Source organism: Mediterraneibacter hominis (assembly GCF_014287475.1).
GTDB classification, from domain to species: domain Bacteria; phylum Bacillota; class Clostridia; order Lachnospirales; family Lachnospiraceae; genus Mediterraneibacter; species Mediterraneibacter hominis.
The window spans coordinates 996,300-1,013,471 of record NZ_JACOPF010000001.1; the positions used below are offsets into that span (position 1 = coordinate 996,300).

Sequence of the window (17,172 nt, forward strand, 5' to 3'; positions counted from 1 at the left end):
TTTTTACAAATTCAGTATCATTATGCCCTGCATTTTTTTATTTATTCAGCTCCTGTTTTTTCACTTCACGCACTGTTTTTTCCATAATTTCTTTTTTCAACTCGCTGATAAATTTTGCCATACTTTTTTGTCCTTCGTCTCCTTCGAAACGACTCCTTACAGAGACAACCCCTTCCTCTTCTTCCTTGGCTCCTACTACCAGCATATATGGAATTTTCTGCATCTGTGCCTCTCTGATTTTATACCCAATCTTTTCTGCACGGCTGTCGATTTCTGCCCGTATTCCAACATCTTCCAATTCTTTTAACACAGCCTTTCCATACTCCATATATTTATCGGAAATTGGAAGCACTTTTACCTGTACAGGAGCAAGCCATGTCGGAAACGCCCCCGCAAAATGCTCGATCAAAATTCCAATAAACCGTTCGATAGAACCAAATACCACTCTGTGGATCATAATCGGCCTGTGCTTCTCTCCGTCATCTCCTGTATATTCCAGTTCAAATCTAAGCGGAAGCTGGAAATCCAGCTGAATGGTTCCACACTGCCATGTTCTTCCAATGGAGTCTTCCAGATGGAAATCAATCTTCGGGCCATAAAATGCACCGTCTCCTTCGTTCACTACATAGGGAAGCCCCAGATCATCCAGCGCACCTCTAAGGGCATCAGTTGCCATCTCCCAGTCAGCGTCACTTCCCATACTGTCTTCCGGACGGGTGGAAAGCTCTACATGATATTTAAATCCGAACAGGCTGTATACTTCATCTATCATTTTTGCCACATTCTTAATTTCTCCGCGGATCTGCTCCGGAGTCATAAAAATATGTGCATCATCCTGTGTAAAGCAGCGCACTCTCATCAGTCCGTGGAGCTGTCCTGATTTCTCATGGCGGTGCACCAGTCCCAATTCGCCCATACGCAGTGGCAAATCTCTGTAAGAACGTGGCTCTGACTCATAGACAAGGATTCCTCCTGGACAGTTCATCGGCTTTATCGCGAAATCTTCCTCGTCTATTACTGTCGTGTACATATTGTCTTTATAGTGATCCCAGTGTCCGGATGTCTCCCAGAGATGGCGGCTTAATATCACCGGAGTGGAGATTTCCACATATCCGTTCCTTTTGTGAATTTCTCTCCAGTAATCCAGCAGCGTATTTTTTAAATCCATCCCTTTTGGCAGGAAGAATGGGAAGCCTGGGCCCTCTTCACGCATCATAAACAGCCCTAATTCTTTTCCTAATTTTCTGTGGTCTCTTTTTTTTGCCTCTTCCAGCATATGCAGGTATTCTTCTAATTCGGCCTTCTTAGGAAATGCGGTTCCGTAAATTCTCTGCAGCATTTTATTTTTTTCACTGCCTCTCCAGTATGCGCCTGCGAGAGACGTCAGTTTAAATGCTTTTACCGGTTTCGTAGACATCAGGTGCGGCCCTGCACAGAGATCCGTAAACTCTCCCTGGGAATAGAAACTGATAACCTCTCCCTCGGGAAGATCTTCAATCAACTCCACTTTGTAGGGTTCGTTCTTTTCTTTGAAATATGCGAGCGCCTCCTCTCGCGGCATAGTGTACTGCTCTATCGGAAGATTTTCTTTTACAATCTTTTTCATTTCCGCTTCAATTTTTTCCAGGTCTTCTGCCGTAAACGGCGTATCTCTGTCCACATCATAATAGAAGCCATCTGCAATAGAAGGGCCGATCGCCAGCTTTGTATCTGGATATAGTCTCTTGACTGCCTGTGCCATAATATGGGAAGCAGTATGGCGAAACGCCCCTTTTCCTTTCTCATCCTTGAAGGTGAGAATATTCAGCTCACAGTCTTTTTCAAGGACTGTGCGCAAATCTACAATTTCTCCATTCACCTCTCCTGCCGTTGCCACTCTTGAAAGTCCTTCGCTGATGTCAGCGGCGATCTCAATCACTGATTTTCCTTCTGCATATTCCATACAGGAACCATCTTTTAATGTAATTTTCATCTGTTTATTCATCCTTTCTATCCTATTGTTTTTATTTTTTATGTGCTGCTTGTCTGCTGTTTCGCACCTGACACAGACTTGGTGTCTGCCCTTTTTTTATTCTGCCTGCTGTGCAGGCACTCTTTTGCAGTCCGGATGTTCTCCTGACCAGCCGCACTGCGGCATTGTCTCTAACCGGTACATATCTTCTGTACTTAATTCAAATGAGAACACATCCTGGTTCTGTTTCATCCGTTCTAAGGAAGAAGTCTTCGGTAATGGCACTACACCTCTTTGTACTGCGTAACGCAGGCATATCTGCGCTGCCGATTTCTGATATTTTCCGGCAAGCTCCTGAATAAGAGGAGCCTCAAGCACTCTAGTCCTTCCTATCGGACTCCATGCCTGTACCAGAATCCCCTTCTCCTGACAGTAGCGCACTGCTGCCTCCTGACTGTATCCCGGATGGAACTCAAGCTGATCCGCCATCGGCGCAATGCGGCATACCTTTAATATATTTTCAATATGGTGTGGAAGGAAGTTGCTCAATCCAATGGATTTTACCAGACCTTCCTCATACAGCTCTTCTAATGCTTTCCATGTCTCCTGATCTAACTGCCTCCATTCTTTGTATCCCGGTTCAGGAAGCGGCCAATGAATCAGGTACATATCTATATAGTCTGTCTTCAGTCTTTCCAGACTTTTCTTGCATGCTGTCTTCGCATTCTCATATCCCATTTCATCTTTCCACAGCTTCGTTGCTATAAAAAATTCCTTCCTCGGAATTTGACTCTTCAAAATCGCCTCTGCAAGATATTCCTCCGTTCCATAAAAAGAAGCGGTATCAAAATACCGGTATCCGGCTTTTATCGCGTCTCCGATAATATCTGCGCTCTTTCCTTCCGCTGCTTTGTAAGTCCCATACGCCATGCAGGGAATTTTTAATCCATTGCGCAGTGTATAACAGTCATATATATTTTTCATACAGATACTCCTTTCCCTTCCGTCGTGCTGCACCTCAACCCCTTCGGGCTTTTGCCGTGCCTGCACCTCAACCCCTTCGGGCTTTCGGTCGCGTGCTCTCGCCCTATACTTCTGTATACTGTCAGATCAGAACATACCTGTTCTGTCTGCCACTATACAGAAATGCACGGCTCTGTGCTTTCGCGCAAAAAAACGTCCCTTTCTGCAAAATGCAGAAAGGGACGGGATATTCCCGCGGTTCCACCCTGATTGAACCGGCAAAAGCCAGAACCACTCTATTTCTGATGATAACGGTATCACCGGACTGTTTTGCAGCCACTCCGAGGTAGTTTTCAGATGGTTCCAGACAGGAAGCTTCCAGCCTTTGACTTCCTTCTCTGTGTCCTTTTTCACATCCTACTCTTCTCATCCACGCATTGTCACTTTTTACATAGCCTCATTATAACATTCTGCGCCCTTTTGTCAACCGGATTTTGCCAAAACACCAGAGGGCCAGAACAGCAAAAAATTCTCTTACCAAATAGTTTAGCTGAAATATCGGATTGGAATCTGCTGCAATCCCAGCCAGATTCTGGTATCCCTCCTGTCTGCCTATTGCGAGCGCCCGATATAAATGAAAATCATTTGTCACAATACAAACTGTATCTTTGGAAGACTTTATAAGCTGTCTGCTGTACCGCAGATTTTCTCTTGTGGTAGTCGATTTTTCTTCTTTCAATATCCGTTCTTTTGCGATTCCGCACTCATACAGGTATTCTGCCATTGCCTGGGCTTCTGTTATCTCTTCTCCCGGCCCTTGCCCTCCAGACACAATCACCATTGTGTCCGTATGGACACGAAGATACGACAAAGCAGTATTCAGTCTGCGTAAAAGAGAGTTCGTAATTTTTCGTCCCCGCACCTGTGCCCCAAGTACAATCAGATAATCTACCCGTACTGTACAAGAACTTTTCATTGTCCGAAAAATACATGCCTCCACAAGCAAGAAGATCGCCCATACACAAAGACATATGGCAAATATTCCTTTTTTAATATTAGAAGAAAGCGGCGCACACCATAAGATAAAATGTGCACCGCCTGTCACCAACCAAAACCCTGCAAACGTAGAATTCCATTTTTTTGAATAAACTGCAAGTATCAGATAATAAACAATTCCAAAAATACCTGCAAATAAAAAATACATTCTCATTTATACATTTCTTCCGCAGCACTTTTTATATTTTTTGCCGCTTCCACATGGACAGGGGTCATTTCTTCCGATTTTCTTCTCCTTGCGGATTGTCCCCGACTGCTTCTGCTCACGGTAAAGACGCTTTCTTGTGTCCTCATCAAAAATATTTTCCCATTGCGGAAGCTCATACAGCCAGTCAGCCTTTGCATCCACCATGTTTTTATATAGCTTCTCTTTGTCAAATCCAAGACTTACAACTGTATCTTCTGTCATTGTCTCTATCGGATTTTCTTTCTTTAAGCTGTCGTTGATTCCATCTAAGAAGCCCACCATAGTCATAACACTCTGTCCATATTTTTCGGCCAGCTCCTTTACGGAACCTTTCACTTCTACATCTGGCTCTGCCAGCAGCTTTTCATAAATTTCTTTCTCTATCTGAAAGTAGTTTCCCCAGAATCTTTCCAGCTGGTCTTTGGACAACTCTCTGTTATAGGCAGTCGCTCTCCACTGTTCTAATAAACTCTTCTCACTCATTGTATATTGCTCCTTTATCTATAAATTCAGCTGCGAACTTATTATATACCAAATTTTCTTTGCCGTAAACTACTATTTTGGTATATAATCTTCTGTAGAGCCGTGTAATTAAGAAGGTTCTTTCCAAAAAGGACACTTCTTCCTCTTACGGATACCGGCACATTTATACTTCATGCAAATAAAGAAAGGATTCCCTATGAAAAAATCAAAACGTATTCTCGCCCTTATTTCGGCGATACTGCTTGTCTGTATGTACGGCAGTACCTTAGTCTTTGCGTTTATCAACACAGAGCTCTCTCTCAAATTACTGGCAGCCTCTATTGCGCTGACAATTTTACTTCCTGTATTACTGTATGCCTGTATTCTCGTTTACCGTCTGGCTGACAGACGAAATGAAAAGTCTTCCAAACATGTTGACTCCCAATCAGACATACAGTAGTTCTGCCAGCTCCAGGGCGGTTGTGCTTTCTCCTGCTCTTTTTTTCTTATGTATATTTTTTTGTGTTTCCTTTTCTCTTATCGCTTGTCTCTTTTGCAGGTATTCTTCCAGCGATATTATCTCCTGGTTTCTTCCCATGTTGTTCTGACGCATAAAAATACCTCCTTTTTAATTTAAACCCCAGCTTTATATTATATTATCCCCTGCTTTTAAATATGCTAATTTTTTTGTTCTAGCATAGTTCTATTCTATCTGTCAATTGTGTACTCCTTATGGAAAATCTCTAAAGTTTTAATTATCGGATTCTTAAGAAATTCTTATTTTCATTTTATAGAAAGAAAGAGCAAAGTGGGCAAGCCCACTTCAACTCCCCTGCCCCTCAATCTTGAGGGACTTGTCCACTTTGCGCGCCGCCGCAATACCGCAAAGCGGTAAAATTTCCTTATTGCGGCGTGCGCATCCCACCCGGAGGGCTTTTTATATAATAGGAAATTTATCAAAATTTCCTATTATATAAAAAAAGTGCCGCATCTTTTAAGACACAGCACTTTTTTTCTATTTCTTTCTATAGATAATGTCGTTTCTTCCCGGCCCGTTGCTAATCATTGTAATCGGATATCCGATTTGTTCTTCTACAAATTCAATATATTTTCTACAGTTTTCCGGAAGCTCTTCATATTTTTTTATACCGCGGATATCTGCTTTCCAGCCTGGCAGCTTTTTCCATACTGGTTTTGCCTTCTCAAGAAGATGTGTGACAGGAAAATCTGTAATTACTTCTCCGTTCACCTCATACCCTACACAAACCGGAATCTCATCTAAATATCCCAGAACATCTAAGACAGTAAAGGCTACATCTGTTGTCCCCTGCATCCTGCATCCATACTTGGATGCCACACAGTCAAACCAGCCCACTCTCCTCGGACGTCCGGTCGTAGCGCCGTATTCTCCTCCGTCTCCGCCTCTTCTTCTTAATTCCTCTGCTTCTTCTCCAAAAATTTCACTGACAAACGCTCCTGCGCCCACCGCACTTGAGTACGCCTTACACACAGTGATGATCTGCTTGATTTCATAAGGAGGAATCCCCGCGCCGATTGCCCCATATGCCGCCAACGTGGAGGAGGAAGTTACCATCGGATAGATTCCATGATCTGGATCCTTTAAGGAACCAAGCTGTCCTTCCAGAAGAATACTCTTGCCCTCTTTCAGCGCTTTATTAAGAAACAAAGAAACATCACACACATACGGCGCCACCATTTCTTTGTAGCCCATAAGCTCCTTATATAAATCATCAGGATGGATTGTGGGTTTATGGTACAAGTGCTCCAGCAGGATATTTTTCTGTTCTGCCACACGTATAACCTTTTCCTTTAACAGTTCATCATCAAACAGCTCGCTGACCTGAAAACCAATCTTCGCATATTTGTCAGAATAAAATGGCGCAATTCCCGACTTTGTAGAACCAAATGATTTTCCTGCCAGTCTTTCTTCTTCATAGGCATCCAGATTTTTGTGGTAGGACATTACCATCTGGGCTCTGTCAGACACAAGGATTTTCGGTCTGGGCACTCCCTGCTCTGTAATCGTCTGTATTTCCTTAAATAATACCGGAACATCCAGCGCCACTCCATTACCGATGATACTGGTTGTATGGCTGTAGAACACTCCTGAAGGCAGCGTATGCAGTGCAAATTTTCCATAATCGTTTACGATGGTATGGCCTGCATTTGCCCCGCCCTGAAACCGGACAATGATATCTGCTTCTTTGCCAAGCATATCTGTAATCTTACCTTTTCCTTCATCGCCCCAGTTTGCGCCAACTACTGCTTTTACCATTTTAAACCCTCCCGCGTATTTCGCTTTTTCATCTTTGCCGGCCTATCTCAATAACAAAACCGCCGTAAGAATTATACTATACTTTTCCAATTATGTAAAATGATATTTTCCCGTTTTCTCTTATTCTATCACATTTTCTCCCATTTCATAGAGAAGCTCATTTGTTTCAATCAGAGAAACGCCTTTGTCCAGGCAGAATAACAGGATGCTGTCCCGTTTATTTTTTGCATACAAAACTGGATATTCCGAAACTTTCAAAAGCTTCTGCATTTCTTCTATCGCAAGCCTCATACCGAATCCCAGGGCTAGCAGTTTATCCCGTGCCGGTTTGCGCCTGCCTGAAAAAATCTGATAGGCATATGTTCTGTCCAATCCTGAACGTTCAATTACTTCTGCTTTTGTCAGCCCCTTTTTTTCTGTCAGCTTTTCCAGTTCTTCTTCCAGACTGCCTGTATAAAACACAGGTTCTTCTCTCAAATATTCAGCATAGCTTTTTTTACTTTTCAATATTTTAAGCAGCTCGTCCGTACTTTTCTCTCCCATACTTTCCTCCTTATTTCCTTATATATATCGGAAATATTATTTACAAACGTATTACTTATGATAAAATATTTCTATAAAAAAATCAACAAAGGCGGTGCCCCATGTCTAATTTAAAAAGTGCCTATCTGGAAAATGCATACGAACTTCTCTCTCCCTTACAGGACAGGGAAGTCTGTTCTACCTTTCTTGTAAAGGAAAAATCGACAGGTACGCTTGCCGTCAAAAAGCAGCTTACCTTTGAACAGTATGAATTATACCAAATTCTTAAAGAATACCCACATCCAAATTTATCCAGGATATTTGAAACCTATATGCTTGATGGCCATTACTATGCGCTGACTGAATATGTCAGCGGAAAGACAATTGCTCAGACAATCCAGCAGGGCAGCCTTTTTTCCAGAGAGGGTACCCTTTCCTATATATTACAGCTATGCAATGTTCTTTCCTTTTTACATAAAAAAGGGATCATTCACCGAGACATTACACCCGGGAACATTGTAATTTCCACAGATCATATTGTCAAATTGATTGATTTTGGAATCGCACGTTTCAAAAAACCAAATCAGCCGCAGGATACAGTGCTTCTTGGAACTGCCGGTTTTGCTCCGCCAGAACAGTTTGGTTTTGGACAGACCGACGAACGAAGCGACATCTACTCCCTCGGGGTGCTTCTCAATTATATGCTTACAGGTAAACTTCCTGCAGAACAGATTTCCTCGGATACCGCCTTTTCTGGTATTATCCTTCGGTGCACGCAGATCGATCCAAAAAACCGTTTTTCTTCCATCGAAGAGCTGCAGTCTGCCCTTAGACACTGCCAGATAAAGTACCCTGCATGTCCCTCTGCTGCCAAAACATACAGGCCTTTCCGGAGACTTCTGACTCTGCTCCCTGGCTTCCACAAAAAGAAACCCCTGCATATTCTGTGCAGTATCCTCGGCTATCTGCTTCTTATTATCCTAACGGTTTCTTCTCTGGATTTAACCCTTCCATTTGGCTCTGAAACAGCCAGCTACTGGATGATACTGATTTTTCTTTTTTATGTACCTTTTGGAATTTTTGGAAATATTGGAAATTATGAAGCCCATATTAAAAATTTTTCCAACTGGCCTGCCATTTACCGTATTCTTTTAAAATGTGCACTGTTTCTATTCTCTTTCTCTATTCTATTTTTATATGTGCTTGTATGGGAAGTCATTCTTTGACTTTTCACTGTATAGGAAGCTTCGTTCCTTATACAATAAAGCCCTCTTGAAAGAAGGTATGCACTACATCAAGTATGCTCCGCGCACACCAAAACTCACTTTCCTTCTGTATATTAGGTACAGAAGGCTTTTATTTTATAATAGGATTCGGGTGTCAAAAGGTAACTTTTGCAAATGCTTCCGGCAATTTTCACAAAAAGATAACTTGCCAGACGACTTTATGCGCGATGGAGATGAAACTCAAAAATCACGGAAGCCTTTGCTGACGTGATTTTCGTATTAAGAGGTTCATCGGAATGTTCCGCGCACCGGAGTCTAAAAAGTTACTTTTTGTGAAAATTGATAAGAGAATTTAAATAAGTTACCTTTTGACACCCGAATCATAATAGGAAATTTCGATAAATTTCCTATTATACAAAAAGCCCTCCGGGCGGGATGCGCACGCCGCAATAAGGAAATTTTACCGCTTTGCGGTATTGCGGCGGCGCGCAAAGTGGGCAAACCCACTTTGTTCTGCCTTTTCTAAGTATACTGAAAAAGAAAAACAAAAAGGAAGGGAAAAATCTATGAAAAAGAAAATTCTTGCAACTTTATTGGCACTTACTGTATGTTTCGGCCTCGCCGCATGTGGAGATTCCTCTGACGATTCTGGAAAAGCCAAAGAGGAGACAGAAGCTCCCGCAGAAGAGGAAGCAGAAGAAGAGACTGTTTACTTCAAAGATGATGTACTTCGGACAGAGGATTGTATCATCAAAATCACCAACACAGAAATTATTCCAGCGGAAAACAATTACAGCCTTGGTGTACCTGCTGTCGTTATTACTTATGAATATACAAACAACAGTGACGAAAACAAGTCACCTGTCGCTGTATGGCCGCTTTATATGACTTTAACGCAGGAAACCGATGCCACCGTTGAAACATTAAATTCTGGGGTTGCTCCGACGGGAGAACCGTATGACGCCCTGGTTAGCACAAGTATGGCTGAAGTAAAACCAGGCGGTACTGTAACTACCTGTATTACCTATAATGCAAACTATGCAGATAAGCCTATTACCTTAACTGCTACTGCCAGCTTTATGGGGGAAGAGCTCGGAACAAAAACAATAGAACTTCAGTAAAAATAGTTCGAACAAAGTAGGCTTATCTTTCGAATATATTGAGAAGGTATCCAGGATTATATACGCGTTCTAAAGCGCTCCGTCTTGGATACCTTCTTTTTATAAACACCAAATGTTCGGGTTACATCAAGGGCGCAATCAGTCTTAACACCCTTCCGCACAGTTTCATAAATGGATTACACCTACGCACATCCTCCAGCGTCACCAGATGACATTTTTCAAGCGTCTCTTGAAAATCCTGTTCCACTTTTGCCACTACGGGATTATCATAGACAAAGACACCACATTCGTAATGTAGATACAAGCTCCTGTAATCCAAATTGATAGAGCCTACCGCCGCTGTGTCATCATCAGACACAAAGCTTTTTGCGTGTACAAATCCTGGAGTAAACTCATAAATCTGTACACCGGACTGAATCAAATCTTTGTAAAATGTCTTTGCCACTGCAAACGCATACCACTTATCCGGTATATGCGGCATGATAATGCTGACCTCAATTCCTGTTTTCGCAACATGTGTCAGCGTATCCAGCATCTCATTGTCCAAAATCAGATATGGCGTCATAATGTGCACATACCTTTTGGCGTGGTTTAAAATATGAAAATACACTTCCTCTCCCACATTTTCATGGTCATACGGACTGTCTCCATAGGGAAGCACGAATCCGCTTTCTTTATCAATATACGGTTTCATTTTTGTCAAATATGCTTTATAGTTCTCTGGCCTCGTTTCTGTTACATTCCACATCTGGAGAAAAAGCATCGTCATACTCTGCACCGCGTCTCCTCGGAGCAGGATCGCCGTATCCTTCCAATAGCCAAACCTTTCTTTTTCATTGATGTATTCATCTGCCAGATTCAGACCGCCTGTAAATCCAACCTTACCATCTATCACACAGATTTTTCTATGATCCCGATTATTCTGCGTTGTGGAAAGCACAGGACGGATAGGGCTGAACATCCTGCACTGAATCCCAAATTTTCTGATTTCTCTTGGATACCCATAAGGCAAAAGGGACATACTGCACATGCCGTCATACATAAACCGAACTTCTACTCCCTGCTTTACTTTCGACTTCAGAATTTCAAGGATACTGTCCCACATCTTTCCTTCCGCTACAATAAAATACTCCATGAAAATAAATTGCTCTGCTCTTTTCAGTTCTTCTATAAGAACGGGAAACCACGCTTCTCCGCTTGGAAAATACTCCATCTGTGTATTCTGGTATGTAGGAAAATCCAACTGATATTTCATATAATAGGCAAGATTTGCATCTGCTGGTTTGCTCTCTCTTAAATTTTCTATAATCTCCGTTCTCTGTTCCATATAAGGATGGGTTTCAAGCCGCAGCTTATTTAAGCGTTTTCCAATATACCTGGTTCCTATCTGTGATTTCACATAGAGATAAAACAGACATCCAAACGCTGGAAAAATCAGTATCAGCAGAACCCATGTCATATTAAACGCTGGATTTCCTCTTTCGTTTATAATATAAACAATAACTCCAGCGCCTATGACCGTCGATATTCCGTATACATAAACCGCATATTCGTGCAGGATCGTCGCAACTGTAAGCATAAAATACAGCTGAACCAATATCAATGCCAGAATCAGGGCAGTCCGCCCAAATATCACACTTAAAATTCCCTTTTTTGCCTTTTTCACAGCCCCATTTTCCATTTCTTTTTGCTCCTTTATATGCTGCCCTTCTGTGTGTCCCTGCTTAACATGGTATCAGTTTAGCACAAATTATTCTATTTGCAAAATAAAAGTTATCAAGCCTTGTTTTTATGCGAAAAACGTATTACAATAAATATTGATTTACCTGTCTTTGCTTTTATAGGCAGGCAGTCATCTGACAGAAAGGAGACCGCCACATTGAAAAAGTTTTTAAAATGTTTTTTGGTTCTGGCTGCCGTCGGTACTGCAATCGGACTTATTATTGCATATTTCTGTAAGGGAAATTGTTCAGACGACGATTGTTTAGCCGGAGATGATTCTGATTTTACAGAAGATGAGGATTTTGATTTAGATGTTGATTTAAAACCGGTTTCTGACAGGGAATATGTTTCACTTCAGAAAAATGAAAAAGAAAATACAGAAGAAGCTTCAAAAGAAAAAGAATCTGATACTCAGAAGGAAGTTTAATATGTCAAAGGCGATGTTACAAATACAGTATTTCTGTCTGTAACATCGCCTTTTATCTGACTTCATTCCCACGCTTCCTTAAGCAGCTTTACAGCCTCCTGTATTTTCTGTTCTCCCATATTCGCATATCCCAGCAAAATCACCGCCTCTTTTTTTCGCATTTGCTCTTCTTTTTCTTTCCTGTCTCCGACAAAATATTCAGAAAGCCCATATACCTTTATTCCTCTTTGCGCCGCTTTTTCTATCAGTACTGCTTCTTCCATATCTGAAAAATGAAGCAAAAGATGCACTCCTGCATTTTCGCCTGAAATGCTGCATTTTATTTTTGTCTCCTTCAGGCAATTGAGAAGTGTGTCATGTCTGCTTTTATACAGCGCCCTTGTTTTATTCAGATGCCTCTCATAATATCCGTTTTCTATAAATCTCTGCAAAATCAATTGATCGACTTTAGACACTGTGGAATTTAAAAACCGACATTTCTCTGTATACAGTTCTAAAATCGGTTTTGGCAAAACCATATATCCCATTCGAATTGCCGGAGCAATCGATTTGGAAAACGTCCCTGTATAAATTACTTTCTCATGTACGTCATATCCCTGCAGCGCCGGAATCGGCTTTCCTTTATAGCGGAATTCACTGTCATAGTCATCTTCAATTATATAACGCCCCGCTTCCTCCTCCGCCCATTTTAGCAGCTCCATCCGCCTCTTGATCGGCATAATAATTCCCAAAGGATATTGATGAGAAGGCATGACAAACGCGATATCCGCCTTTGACTTCTTTAATTCTGAAATGCACATGCCTTTTGCATCCATATCTACCGTACAAACCTCATAGGAAAGGTTTTTAAACAGGCGGTATGCCTGTCTGTATGTTGGATTCTCCAACGCTACCTTATGCGCTGTTCCTATGATTGTAGTCAGAAGCATCAAAAGATAGTCATTCCCTGCTCCCACAATAATCTGCTCCGGCTCACAGTTGACCCCTCTTGCCTGATGAAGATAGCTGCCAATCGCACTCCTGAGCCCATATTCACCCTGCGGATCTCCCAGACGAAATAATTCTGCTTTATCATCCCCCAGGCTTTCCCTGGAAAGCTTCCTCCACACATTATAAGGAAAGCTTCTTAAATCTACTCCATTTGGCGTAAAATCATACATATATTGTGTCTCTTTTTTTTTCGTTTCTTCTCCTCTTATTTTTACAGGCTGCTTTAGCCTGTACAATCCCGCCACCTCGGAGACATAATATCCTCTGCATGGCTGCGCTTCTACATACCCTTCTGACAAAAGCTGCTCATAGGCAAGCTCTACAGTACTTCTGCTCACCTCTAAATACCGGCAAAGCTGCCTTGTAGATGGCAGTCTTTCCCCGCTTTTTATTCTTCCTTCTTGTATGTCCTGTTTAATATAAGCATAAATCTGTTCATATAAGGGAGTTTTTGAATTAGGATGCAGATGAATGGTCAGTTCGTTCATATTTATTTTTCCTTTCTAAACCAAGCCACTTTTTATAAAAACAAGGCAGGCTGCCCTTCCATTTTAAAGACACCTGCCATTTCGTCTCTTAAATCAGCCAATTTTCTTCTTTTATCTTCTCATTTTCACTATTTTGGCAGCTTAAATGAACTTTTTAAAGAGACAATCCTGTTAAATACGAGAGCCTCCGGTACAGAATCTTTCGCGTCCACGCAGTAATACCCGTTTCTTACAAACTGGAAACTGTCATACGCTTTTGTTCCGTCAAAGCTTGGCTCTACATATGCATCTTTTATAATTTTCAAAGAATTTGGATTTAGGTTTAAAGAACCGTCCTCCTTATTATAAACGCCCTTTTTCTCATCAATCAAATTTTCATACAGCCGTACTTCTGCCTTTTTCGCATAGGGAGCCGGCACCCAGTGAATGGTTCCCTTTACTTTTCTGCCGGTAAACCCGCTGCCTGCTTTCGTTTCTGGATCATACGTACAGTGTACTTCTGTAATATTCCCGTTTTCATCTTTTACGAAGCTTTCACATTTCACAAAATATGCATGCATCAGACGAACCTCGTTTCCCGGGAACAGCCGGAAATATTTCTTTGGAGGCTCCTCCATAAAATCCTCTCTCTCAATATACAATTCTCTGCAAAACGGAACTTTCCGACTGCCCAGTTCCTCATTCTCCAGATTGTTTGCAACGTCCAGATATTCTACCTGCCCTTCCGGATAATTGTCAATCACCAACTTGATTGGATCTAACACTGCCATCATTCTTGGTTTTTTCATCTTCAAATCCTCTCGGATACAGTATTCTAACATCGCATAATCTACAGAGCTCTGGCTTTTGGACACCCCACACATGTCCACAAACATTTTAATAGATTCAGGTGTAAAGCCCCGCCTTCTAAGTGCGGCGATAGAGACAAGGCGCGGATCATCCCAGCCGTCTACAATACCGTCTTCTACCAGTTTTTTAATATATCTTTTTCCTGTCACTACATTTGTCAAATACAGCTTTGCAAATTCAATCTGCCGCGGAGGATTTTTAAATTCACATTCCTTTACAACCCAGTCATATAATGGCCTGTGATCTTCGAATTCCAGCGTACATATAGAATGGGTAATTCCCTCAATGGCATCCTCTATCGGATGCGCAAAATCATACATCGGATAAATACACCATGCATCCCCTGTATTGTGGTGGTGCATATGCGCCACACGATAGAGAATCGGATCTCTCATGTTAATATTCGGGGATGCCATATCAATCTTTGCTCTTAAAACTCTTTCTCCGTCCTGAAATTTGCCTTCCTTCATCGCAGTAAAAAGCTCCAGATTTTCTTCTACACTTCGGTTTCTGTATGGGCTTTCTTTCCCAGGCTCTGTCAGTGTCCCACGATACTGTCTAATCTCGTCCGGAGATAAATCACAGACATATGCCTTTCCTTTTTTTATCAGCTTTACTGCACATTCATACATTTTTTCGAAATAACTGGATGCAAAGTACAGATGTTCCTTCCAGTCTGCCCCCAGCCATTTAATATCCTCTTTTATGGAATCTACAAACTCCACCTTTTCCTTTGTCGGATTTGTATCGTCAAAACGCATATGGAATTCTCCATTGTACTTCTGTGACAGCCCATAGTTTAAAAGTATGGACTTTGCATGCCCGATATGAAGATAGCCGTTTGGTTCCGGCGGGAAACGAGTACAGACGTGGTCATAAACACCTTCTGCCAGATCTTTATCTATTTCCTGCTCTATAAAATTTTTTGAAACGGTTTCATTTTCCATAATTTCCTCCTAAAATTCGAACTTTTACGCCACTAATCTTACCATAAAAAAAGAGGCTTCACAAGGTCTGTCTTGACCTTTCTTATTGTTTCACTTGATGTTTCTTAATTGTTTTTATTTCCCTTTCTCCCTATCTATGGTATACTGAATAAGTTACTGCGGCTTTATACTGGTGTTTAAAGTTCCTGATTTGTATTTTGATTGGAAAGGACTACTTATATGAAAAGAGAAAAATTTGGTTCCCGTCTTGGGTTCATTCTTGTTTCAGCCGGATGCGCCATAGGGCTTGGAAATGTATGGAAATTTCCGTACATGACGGGTAAATATGGTGGCGCTGCATTCATTTTAATTTATCTTTTGTTTCTTATTATCCTTGGTATGCCGATCATTGTCTGTGAATTCAGTGTAGGGCGTGCCAGCCAGAAAAGCATCGCCACCTCCTACAATACACTGGAGCCGCTGTATTCACGCTGGCACCACACTCGTTGGTTTGCAATCGCCGGAAATTACATACTTGTCATGTTCTACTCCTGTGTCGGCGGATGGATGCTTTATTATTGCTTCCGCATGGCAAAAGGAGAATTTCTAAATGTAGATGCAGTGCAAGTTACACAAAAATATGAATCCATGCTACAGACCCCAGGACTCCTTTTGTCCTGGACAGTCATCGTAATTCTAATTGCATTTGGAATCTGTAACATTGGGCTGCAAAAGGGCGTTGAAAAGATTATGAAAGTCACTATGCTCTGTCTGCTAGCCATTATGGTCATTCTCGCCGTGCGCTCTGTCACCTTATCCGGTTCTGCAGAAGGTCTCAAATTTTATCTTATACCTGATTTTGAAAGAATGAAGGCAAACGGCATCGGAAATGTTATCTTCGGCGCTATGAGTCAGGCGTTCTTTACCTTGAGTATTGGAATGGGCGGTATGGCAATCTTCGGCAGTTATCTGGACAAATCCCGTTCTCTTACGGGAGAATCTTTGAGCATTGTCCTTCTTGATACCTTCGTGGCGCTCACCGCAGGCTTAATTGTAATTCCAGCCTGCTTTGCTTTTGGCGTAGAACCGGATGTAGGCCCCGGTCTCGTCTTTGTCACTCTGCCGAATATTTTCGCACAGATGCCAGGAGGTCGTCTGTGGGGTGCCTTATTCTTTTTGTTTTTATTCTTCGCCGCTCTCTCCACGATCGTCGGCGTATTTGAAAATATCGTCTCATTTGGAATGGATTTATTCCATTTCACCCGAAAAAAATCTGTGGGAATCAATATCATATTGATCACTTTGTTAAGTATTCCTTGTATTCTGGGATTTAATCTGTTATCCGGATTTCAGCCCCTCGGAGCAGGCACTACGATCATGGATATGGAAGATTTCCTCGTATCCAACAACATCCTTCCTCTTGGTTCTGTTGTATATCTGCTTTTCTGTACGCATAAGAATGGCTGGGGATGGGATAACTTTATCCAAGAAGCAAATTCTGGGGAAGGCTTAAAATTTCCTCAATTTGTCCGCGGTTATATGACCTATGTGCTTCCCTGGATTGTTGTCATCATTTACCTGAAAGGATATTATGACATGTTCAGCAAACAAAGTACGTCCGTATTTGTCATATGGATGCTGGTTGCCTTCTCCTTCCTGTTTATGATACTGGCTGTCAGCCAAAAAAAGAAAAAAATATAAATTTAACGAAGCAACAAGCAGTGCGAAAAGAACAGGCAAACTCTGTGTCATGCTTGCATGTAAACAGAAGTTTGTCTGCTTCTTTTCATTCGGCGACTGCCGATAGCGAAATGGAGCATATGCGAAATTGAGCTGGCACTGCGGAAATTGACAAAATGCATTCCTTGTCTGTTAGAAAAGTTTTAATAGAAGGTACACAAAAAACACTGTATCAGAACACAGGGCAGGACCCGCTTTACCTCATCCGTTCGAGTGGTTTTAAGCACAGAGCATCTGTGTGTCCAT

At 41.8% G+C, this 17,172-nt stretch carries 15 protein-coding genes and 1 other annotated feature; of the genes, 5 read left to right on the forward strand and 10 right to left on the reverse strand.

Going from position 1 to position 17,172, the window contains the following annotated elements:
• Window positions 1–37: 37 nt before the first annotated feature.
• The 4 genes from thrS to H8S37_RS04945 all read right to left on the reverse strand — a co-directional run bounded on the left by thrS (window position 38) and on the right by H8S37_RS04945 (window position 4,640).
• Window positions 38–1,972 carry a threonine--tRNA ligase gene (gene thrS, locus H8S37_RS04930; RefSeq protein ID WP_186874897.1) on the reverse strand — a complete coding sequence of 645 codons (1,935 nt, stop codon included), beginning with the start codon at window positions 1,970–1,972 and terminating at the stop codon, window positions 38–40.
• A gap of 96 nt (window positions 1,973–2,068) precedes the next feature.
• Window positions 2,069–2,935, reverse strand: coding sequence for an aldo/keto reductase (locus tag H8S37_RS04935; RefSeq protein ID WP_186874898.1), 867 nt, complete (start codon window positions 2,933–2,935; stop codon window positions 2,069–2,071).
• A gap of 214 nt (window positions 2,936–3,149) precedes the next feature.
• Window positions 3,150–3,356: a binding site (T-box leader), on the reverse strand.
• An 18-nt stretch (window positions 3,357–3,374) separates the two neighbouring features.
• On the reverse strand, window positions 3,375–4,124 hold the full coding sequence (locus H8S37_RS04940; RefSeq protein ID WP_186874899.1) for a YdcF family protein: 750 nt from the start codon (window positions 4,122–4,124) through the stop codon (window positions 3,375–3,377).
• Complete coding sequence (locus H8S37_RS04945) at window positions 4,125–4,640, reverse strand: SEC-C metal-binding domain-containing protein (RefSeq protein ID WP_186874900.1); 516 nt, start codon at window positions 4,638–4,640, stop codon at window positions 4,125–4,127.
• Between the two features lie 196 nt (window positions 4,641–4,836).
• On the opposite strand from H8S37_RS04945, the gene H8S37_RS04950 reads away from it, so the two are divergent.
• Complete coding sequence (locus H8S37_RS04950; RefSeq protein ID WP_186874901.1) at window positions 4,837–5,079, forward strand: hypothetical protein; 243 nt, start codon at window positions 4,837–4,839, stop codon at window positions 5,077–5,079.
• On the opposite strand, the gene H8S37_RS04955 is transcribed toward H8S37_RS04950, so the two are convergent.
• From H8S37_RS04955 to H8S37_RS04965, 3 genes are all read right to left on the reverse strand, one after another.
• Window positions 5,065–5,232: a hypothetical protein gene (locus H8S37_RS04955; RefSeq protein WP_186874902.1), complete on the reverse strand. Its 168-nt coding sequence runs from the start codon at window positions 5,230–5,232 to the stop codon at window positions 5,065–5,067. The genes H8S37_RS04950 and H8S37_RS04955 overlap by 15 nt on opposite strands.
• Window positions 5,233–5,634: 402 nt before the next feature.
• Entirely contained in the window at window positions 5,635–6,915 is a 1,281-nt protein-coding gene (locus tag H8S37_RS04960) for an adenylosuccinate synthase (RefSeq protein ID WP_186874903.1), read from the reverse strand.
• Window positions 6,916–7,035: 120 nt separating this feature from the next.
• Window positions 7,036–7,458, reverse strand: coding sequence for a hypothetical protein (locus H8S37_RS04965; RefSeq protein WP_186874904.1), 423 nt, complete (start codon window positions 7,456–7,458; stop codon window positions 7,036–7,038).
• A gap of 101 nt (window positions 7,459–7,559) precedes the next feature.
• Here H8S37_RS04965 and H8S37_RS04970 point away from each other — a divergent pair, with 101 nt between their 5' ends.
• Together H8S37_RS04970 and H8S37_RS04975 are read left to right on the forward strand one after the other, a co-directional pair.
• Window positions 7,560–8,663, forward strand: coding sequence for a serine/threonine protein kinase (locus H8S37_RS04970; RefSeq protein ID WP_186874905.1), 1,104 nt, complete (start codon window positions 7,560–7,562; stop codon window positions 8,661–8,663).
• A 566-nt stretch (window positions 8,664–9,229) separates the two neighbouring features.
• Complete coding sequence (locus H8S37_RS04975) at window positions 9,230–9,784, forward strand: DUF5067 domain-containing protein (protein WP_186874906.1); 555 nt, start codon at window positions 9,230–9,232, stop codon at window positions 9,782–9,784.
• A gap of 121 nt (window positions 9,785–9,905) precedes the next feature.
• On the opposite strand, the gene cls is transcribed toward H8S37_RS04975, so the two are convergent.
• Window positions 9,906–11,465: a cardiolipin synthase gene (gene cls / locus H8S37_RS04980; RefSeq protein WP_186874907.1), complete on the reverse strand. Its 1,560-nt coding sequence runs from the start codon at window positions 11,463–11,465 to the stop codon at window positions 9,906–9,908.
• A gap of 198 nt (window positions 11,466–11,663) precedes the next feature.
• Here cls and H8S37_RS04985 point away from each other — a divergent pair, with 198 nt between their 5' ends.
• Window positions 11,664–11,933 (forward strand): hypothetical protein, encoded by a 270-nt coding sequence (locus H8S37_RS04985; RefSeq protein ID WP_186874908.1) that lies wholly within the window; start codon window positions 11,664–11,666, stop codon window positions 11,931–11,933.
• Between the two features lie 62 nt (window positions 11,934–11,995).
• On the opposite strand, the gene pdxR is transcribed toward H8S37_RS04985, so the two are convergent.
• Both pdxR and H8S37_RS04995 read right to left on the reverse strand, forming a co-directional pair.
• Entirely contained in the window at window positions 11,996–13,411 is a 1,416-nt protein-coding gene (gene pdxR, locus H8S37_RS04990) for a MocR-like pyridoxine biosynthesis transcription factor PdxR (protein WP_186874909.1), read from the reverse strand.
• A 128-nt stretch (window positions 13,412–13,539) separates the two neighbouring features.
• Entirely contained in the window at window positions 13,540–15,207 is a 1,668-nt protein-coding gene (locus H8S37_RS04995) for a glutamine--tRNA ligase/YqeY domain fusion protein (protein WP_186874910.1), read from the reverse strand.
• Window positions 15,208–15,426: 219 nt separating this feature from the next.
• Here H8S37_RS04995 and H8S37_RS05000 point away from each other — a divergent pair, with 219 nt between their 5' ends.
• The gene (locus H8S37_RS05000) at window positions 15,427–16,887 is read left to right on the forward strand and encodes a sodium-dependent transporter (RefSeq protein ID WP_186874911.1); all 1,461 of its coding nucleotides are present in this window, start codon (window positions 15,427–15,429) and stop codon (window positions 16,885–16,887) included.
• Window positions 16,888–17,172: the final 285 nt, after the last annotated feature.

Excerpts from the sequence above, each read along its gene's own strand:
- thrS (WP_186874897.1), bottom strand. The coding sequence starts at position 1,972 with ATGAAAATTACATTAAAAGATGGTTCCTGTATGGAATATGCAGAAGGA.
- H8S37_RS04935 (WP_186874898.1), bottom strand. The coding sequence starts at position 2,935 with ATGAAAAATATATATGACTGTTATACACTGCGCAATGGATTAAAAATT.
- H8S37_RS04940 (WP_186874899.1), bottom strand. The coding sequence starts at position 4,124 with ATGAGAATGTATTTTTTATTTGCAGGTATTTTTGGAATTGTTTATTAT.
- H8S37_RS04945 (WP_186874900.1), bottom strand. The coding sequence starts at position 4,640 with ATGAGTGAGAAGAGTTTATTAGAACAGTGGAGAGCGACTGCCTATAAC.
- H8S37_RS04950 (WP_186874901.1), top strand. The coding sequence starts at position 4,837 with ATGAAAAAATCAAAACGTATTCTCGCCCTTATTTCGGCGATACTGCTT.
- H8S37_RS04955 (WP_186874902.1), bottom strand. The coding sequence starts at position 5,232 with ATGCGTCAGAACAACATGGGAAGAAACCAGGAGATAATATCGCTGGAA.
- H8S37_RS04960 (WP_186874903.1), bottom strand. The coding sequence starts at position 6,915 with ATGGTAAAAGCAGTAGTTGGCGCAAACTGGGGCGATGAAGGAAAAGGT.
- H8S37_RS04965 (WP_186874904.1), bottom strand. The coding sequence starts at position 7,458 with ATGGGAGAGAAAAGTACGGACGAGCTGCTTAAAATATTGAAAAGTAAA.
- H8S37_RS04970 (WP_186874905.1), top strand. The coding sequence starts at position 7,560 with ATGTCTAATTTAAAAAGTGCCTATCTGGAAAATGCATACGAACTTCTC.
- H8S37_RS04975 (WP_186874906.1), top strand. The coding sequence starts at position 9,230 with ATGAAAAAGAAAATTCTTGCAACTTTATTGGCACTTACTGTATGTTTC.
- cls (WP_186874907.1), bottom strand. The coding sequence starts at position 11,465 with ATGGAAAATGGGGCTGTGAAAAAGGCAAAAAAGGGAATTTTAAGTGTG.
- pdxR (WP_186874909.1), bottom strand. The coding sequence starts at position 13,411 with ATGAACGAACTGACCATTCATCTGCATCCTAATTCAAAAACTCCCTTA.
- H8S37_RS04995 (WP_186874910.1), bottom strand. The coding sequence starts at position 15,207 with ATGGAAAATGAAACCGTTTCAAAAAATTTTATAGAGCAGGAAATAGAT.
- H8S37_RS05000 (WP_186874911.1), top strand. The coding sequence starts at position 15,427 with ATGAAAAGAGAAAAATTTGGTTCCCGTCTTGGGTTCATTCTTGTTTCA.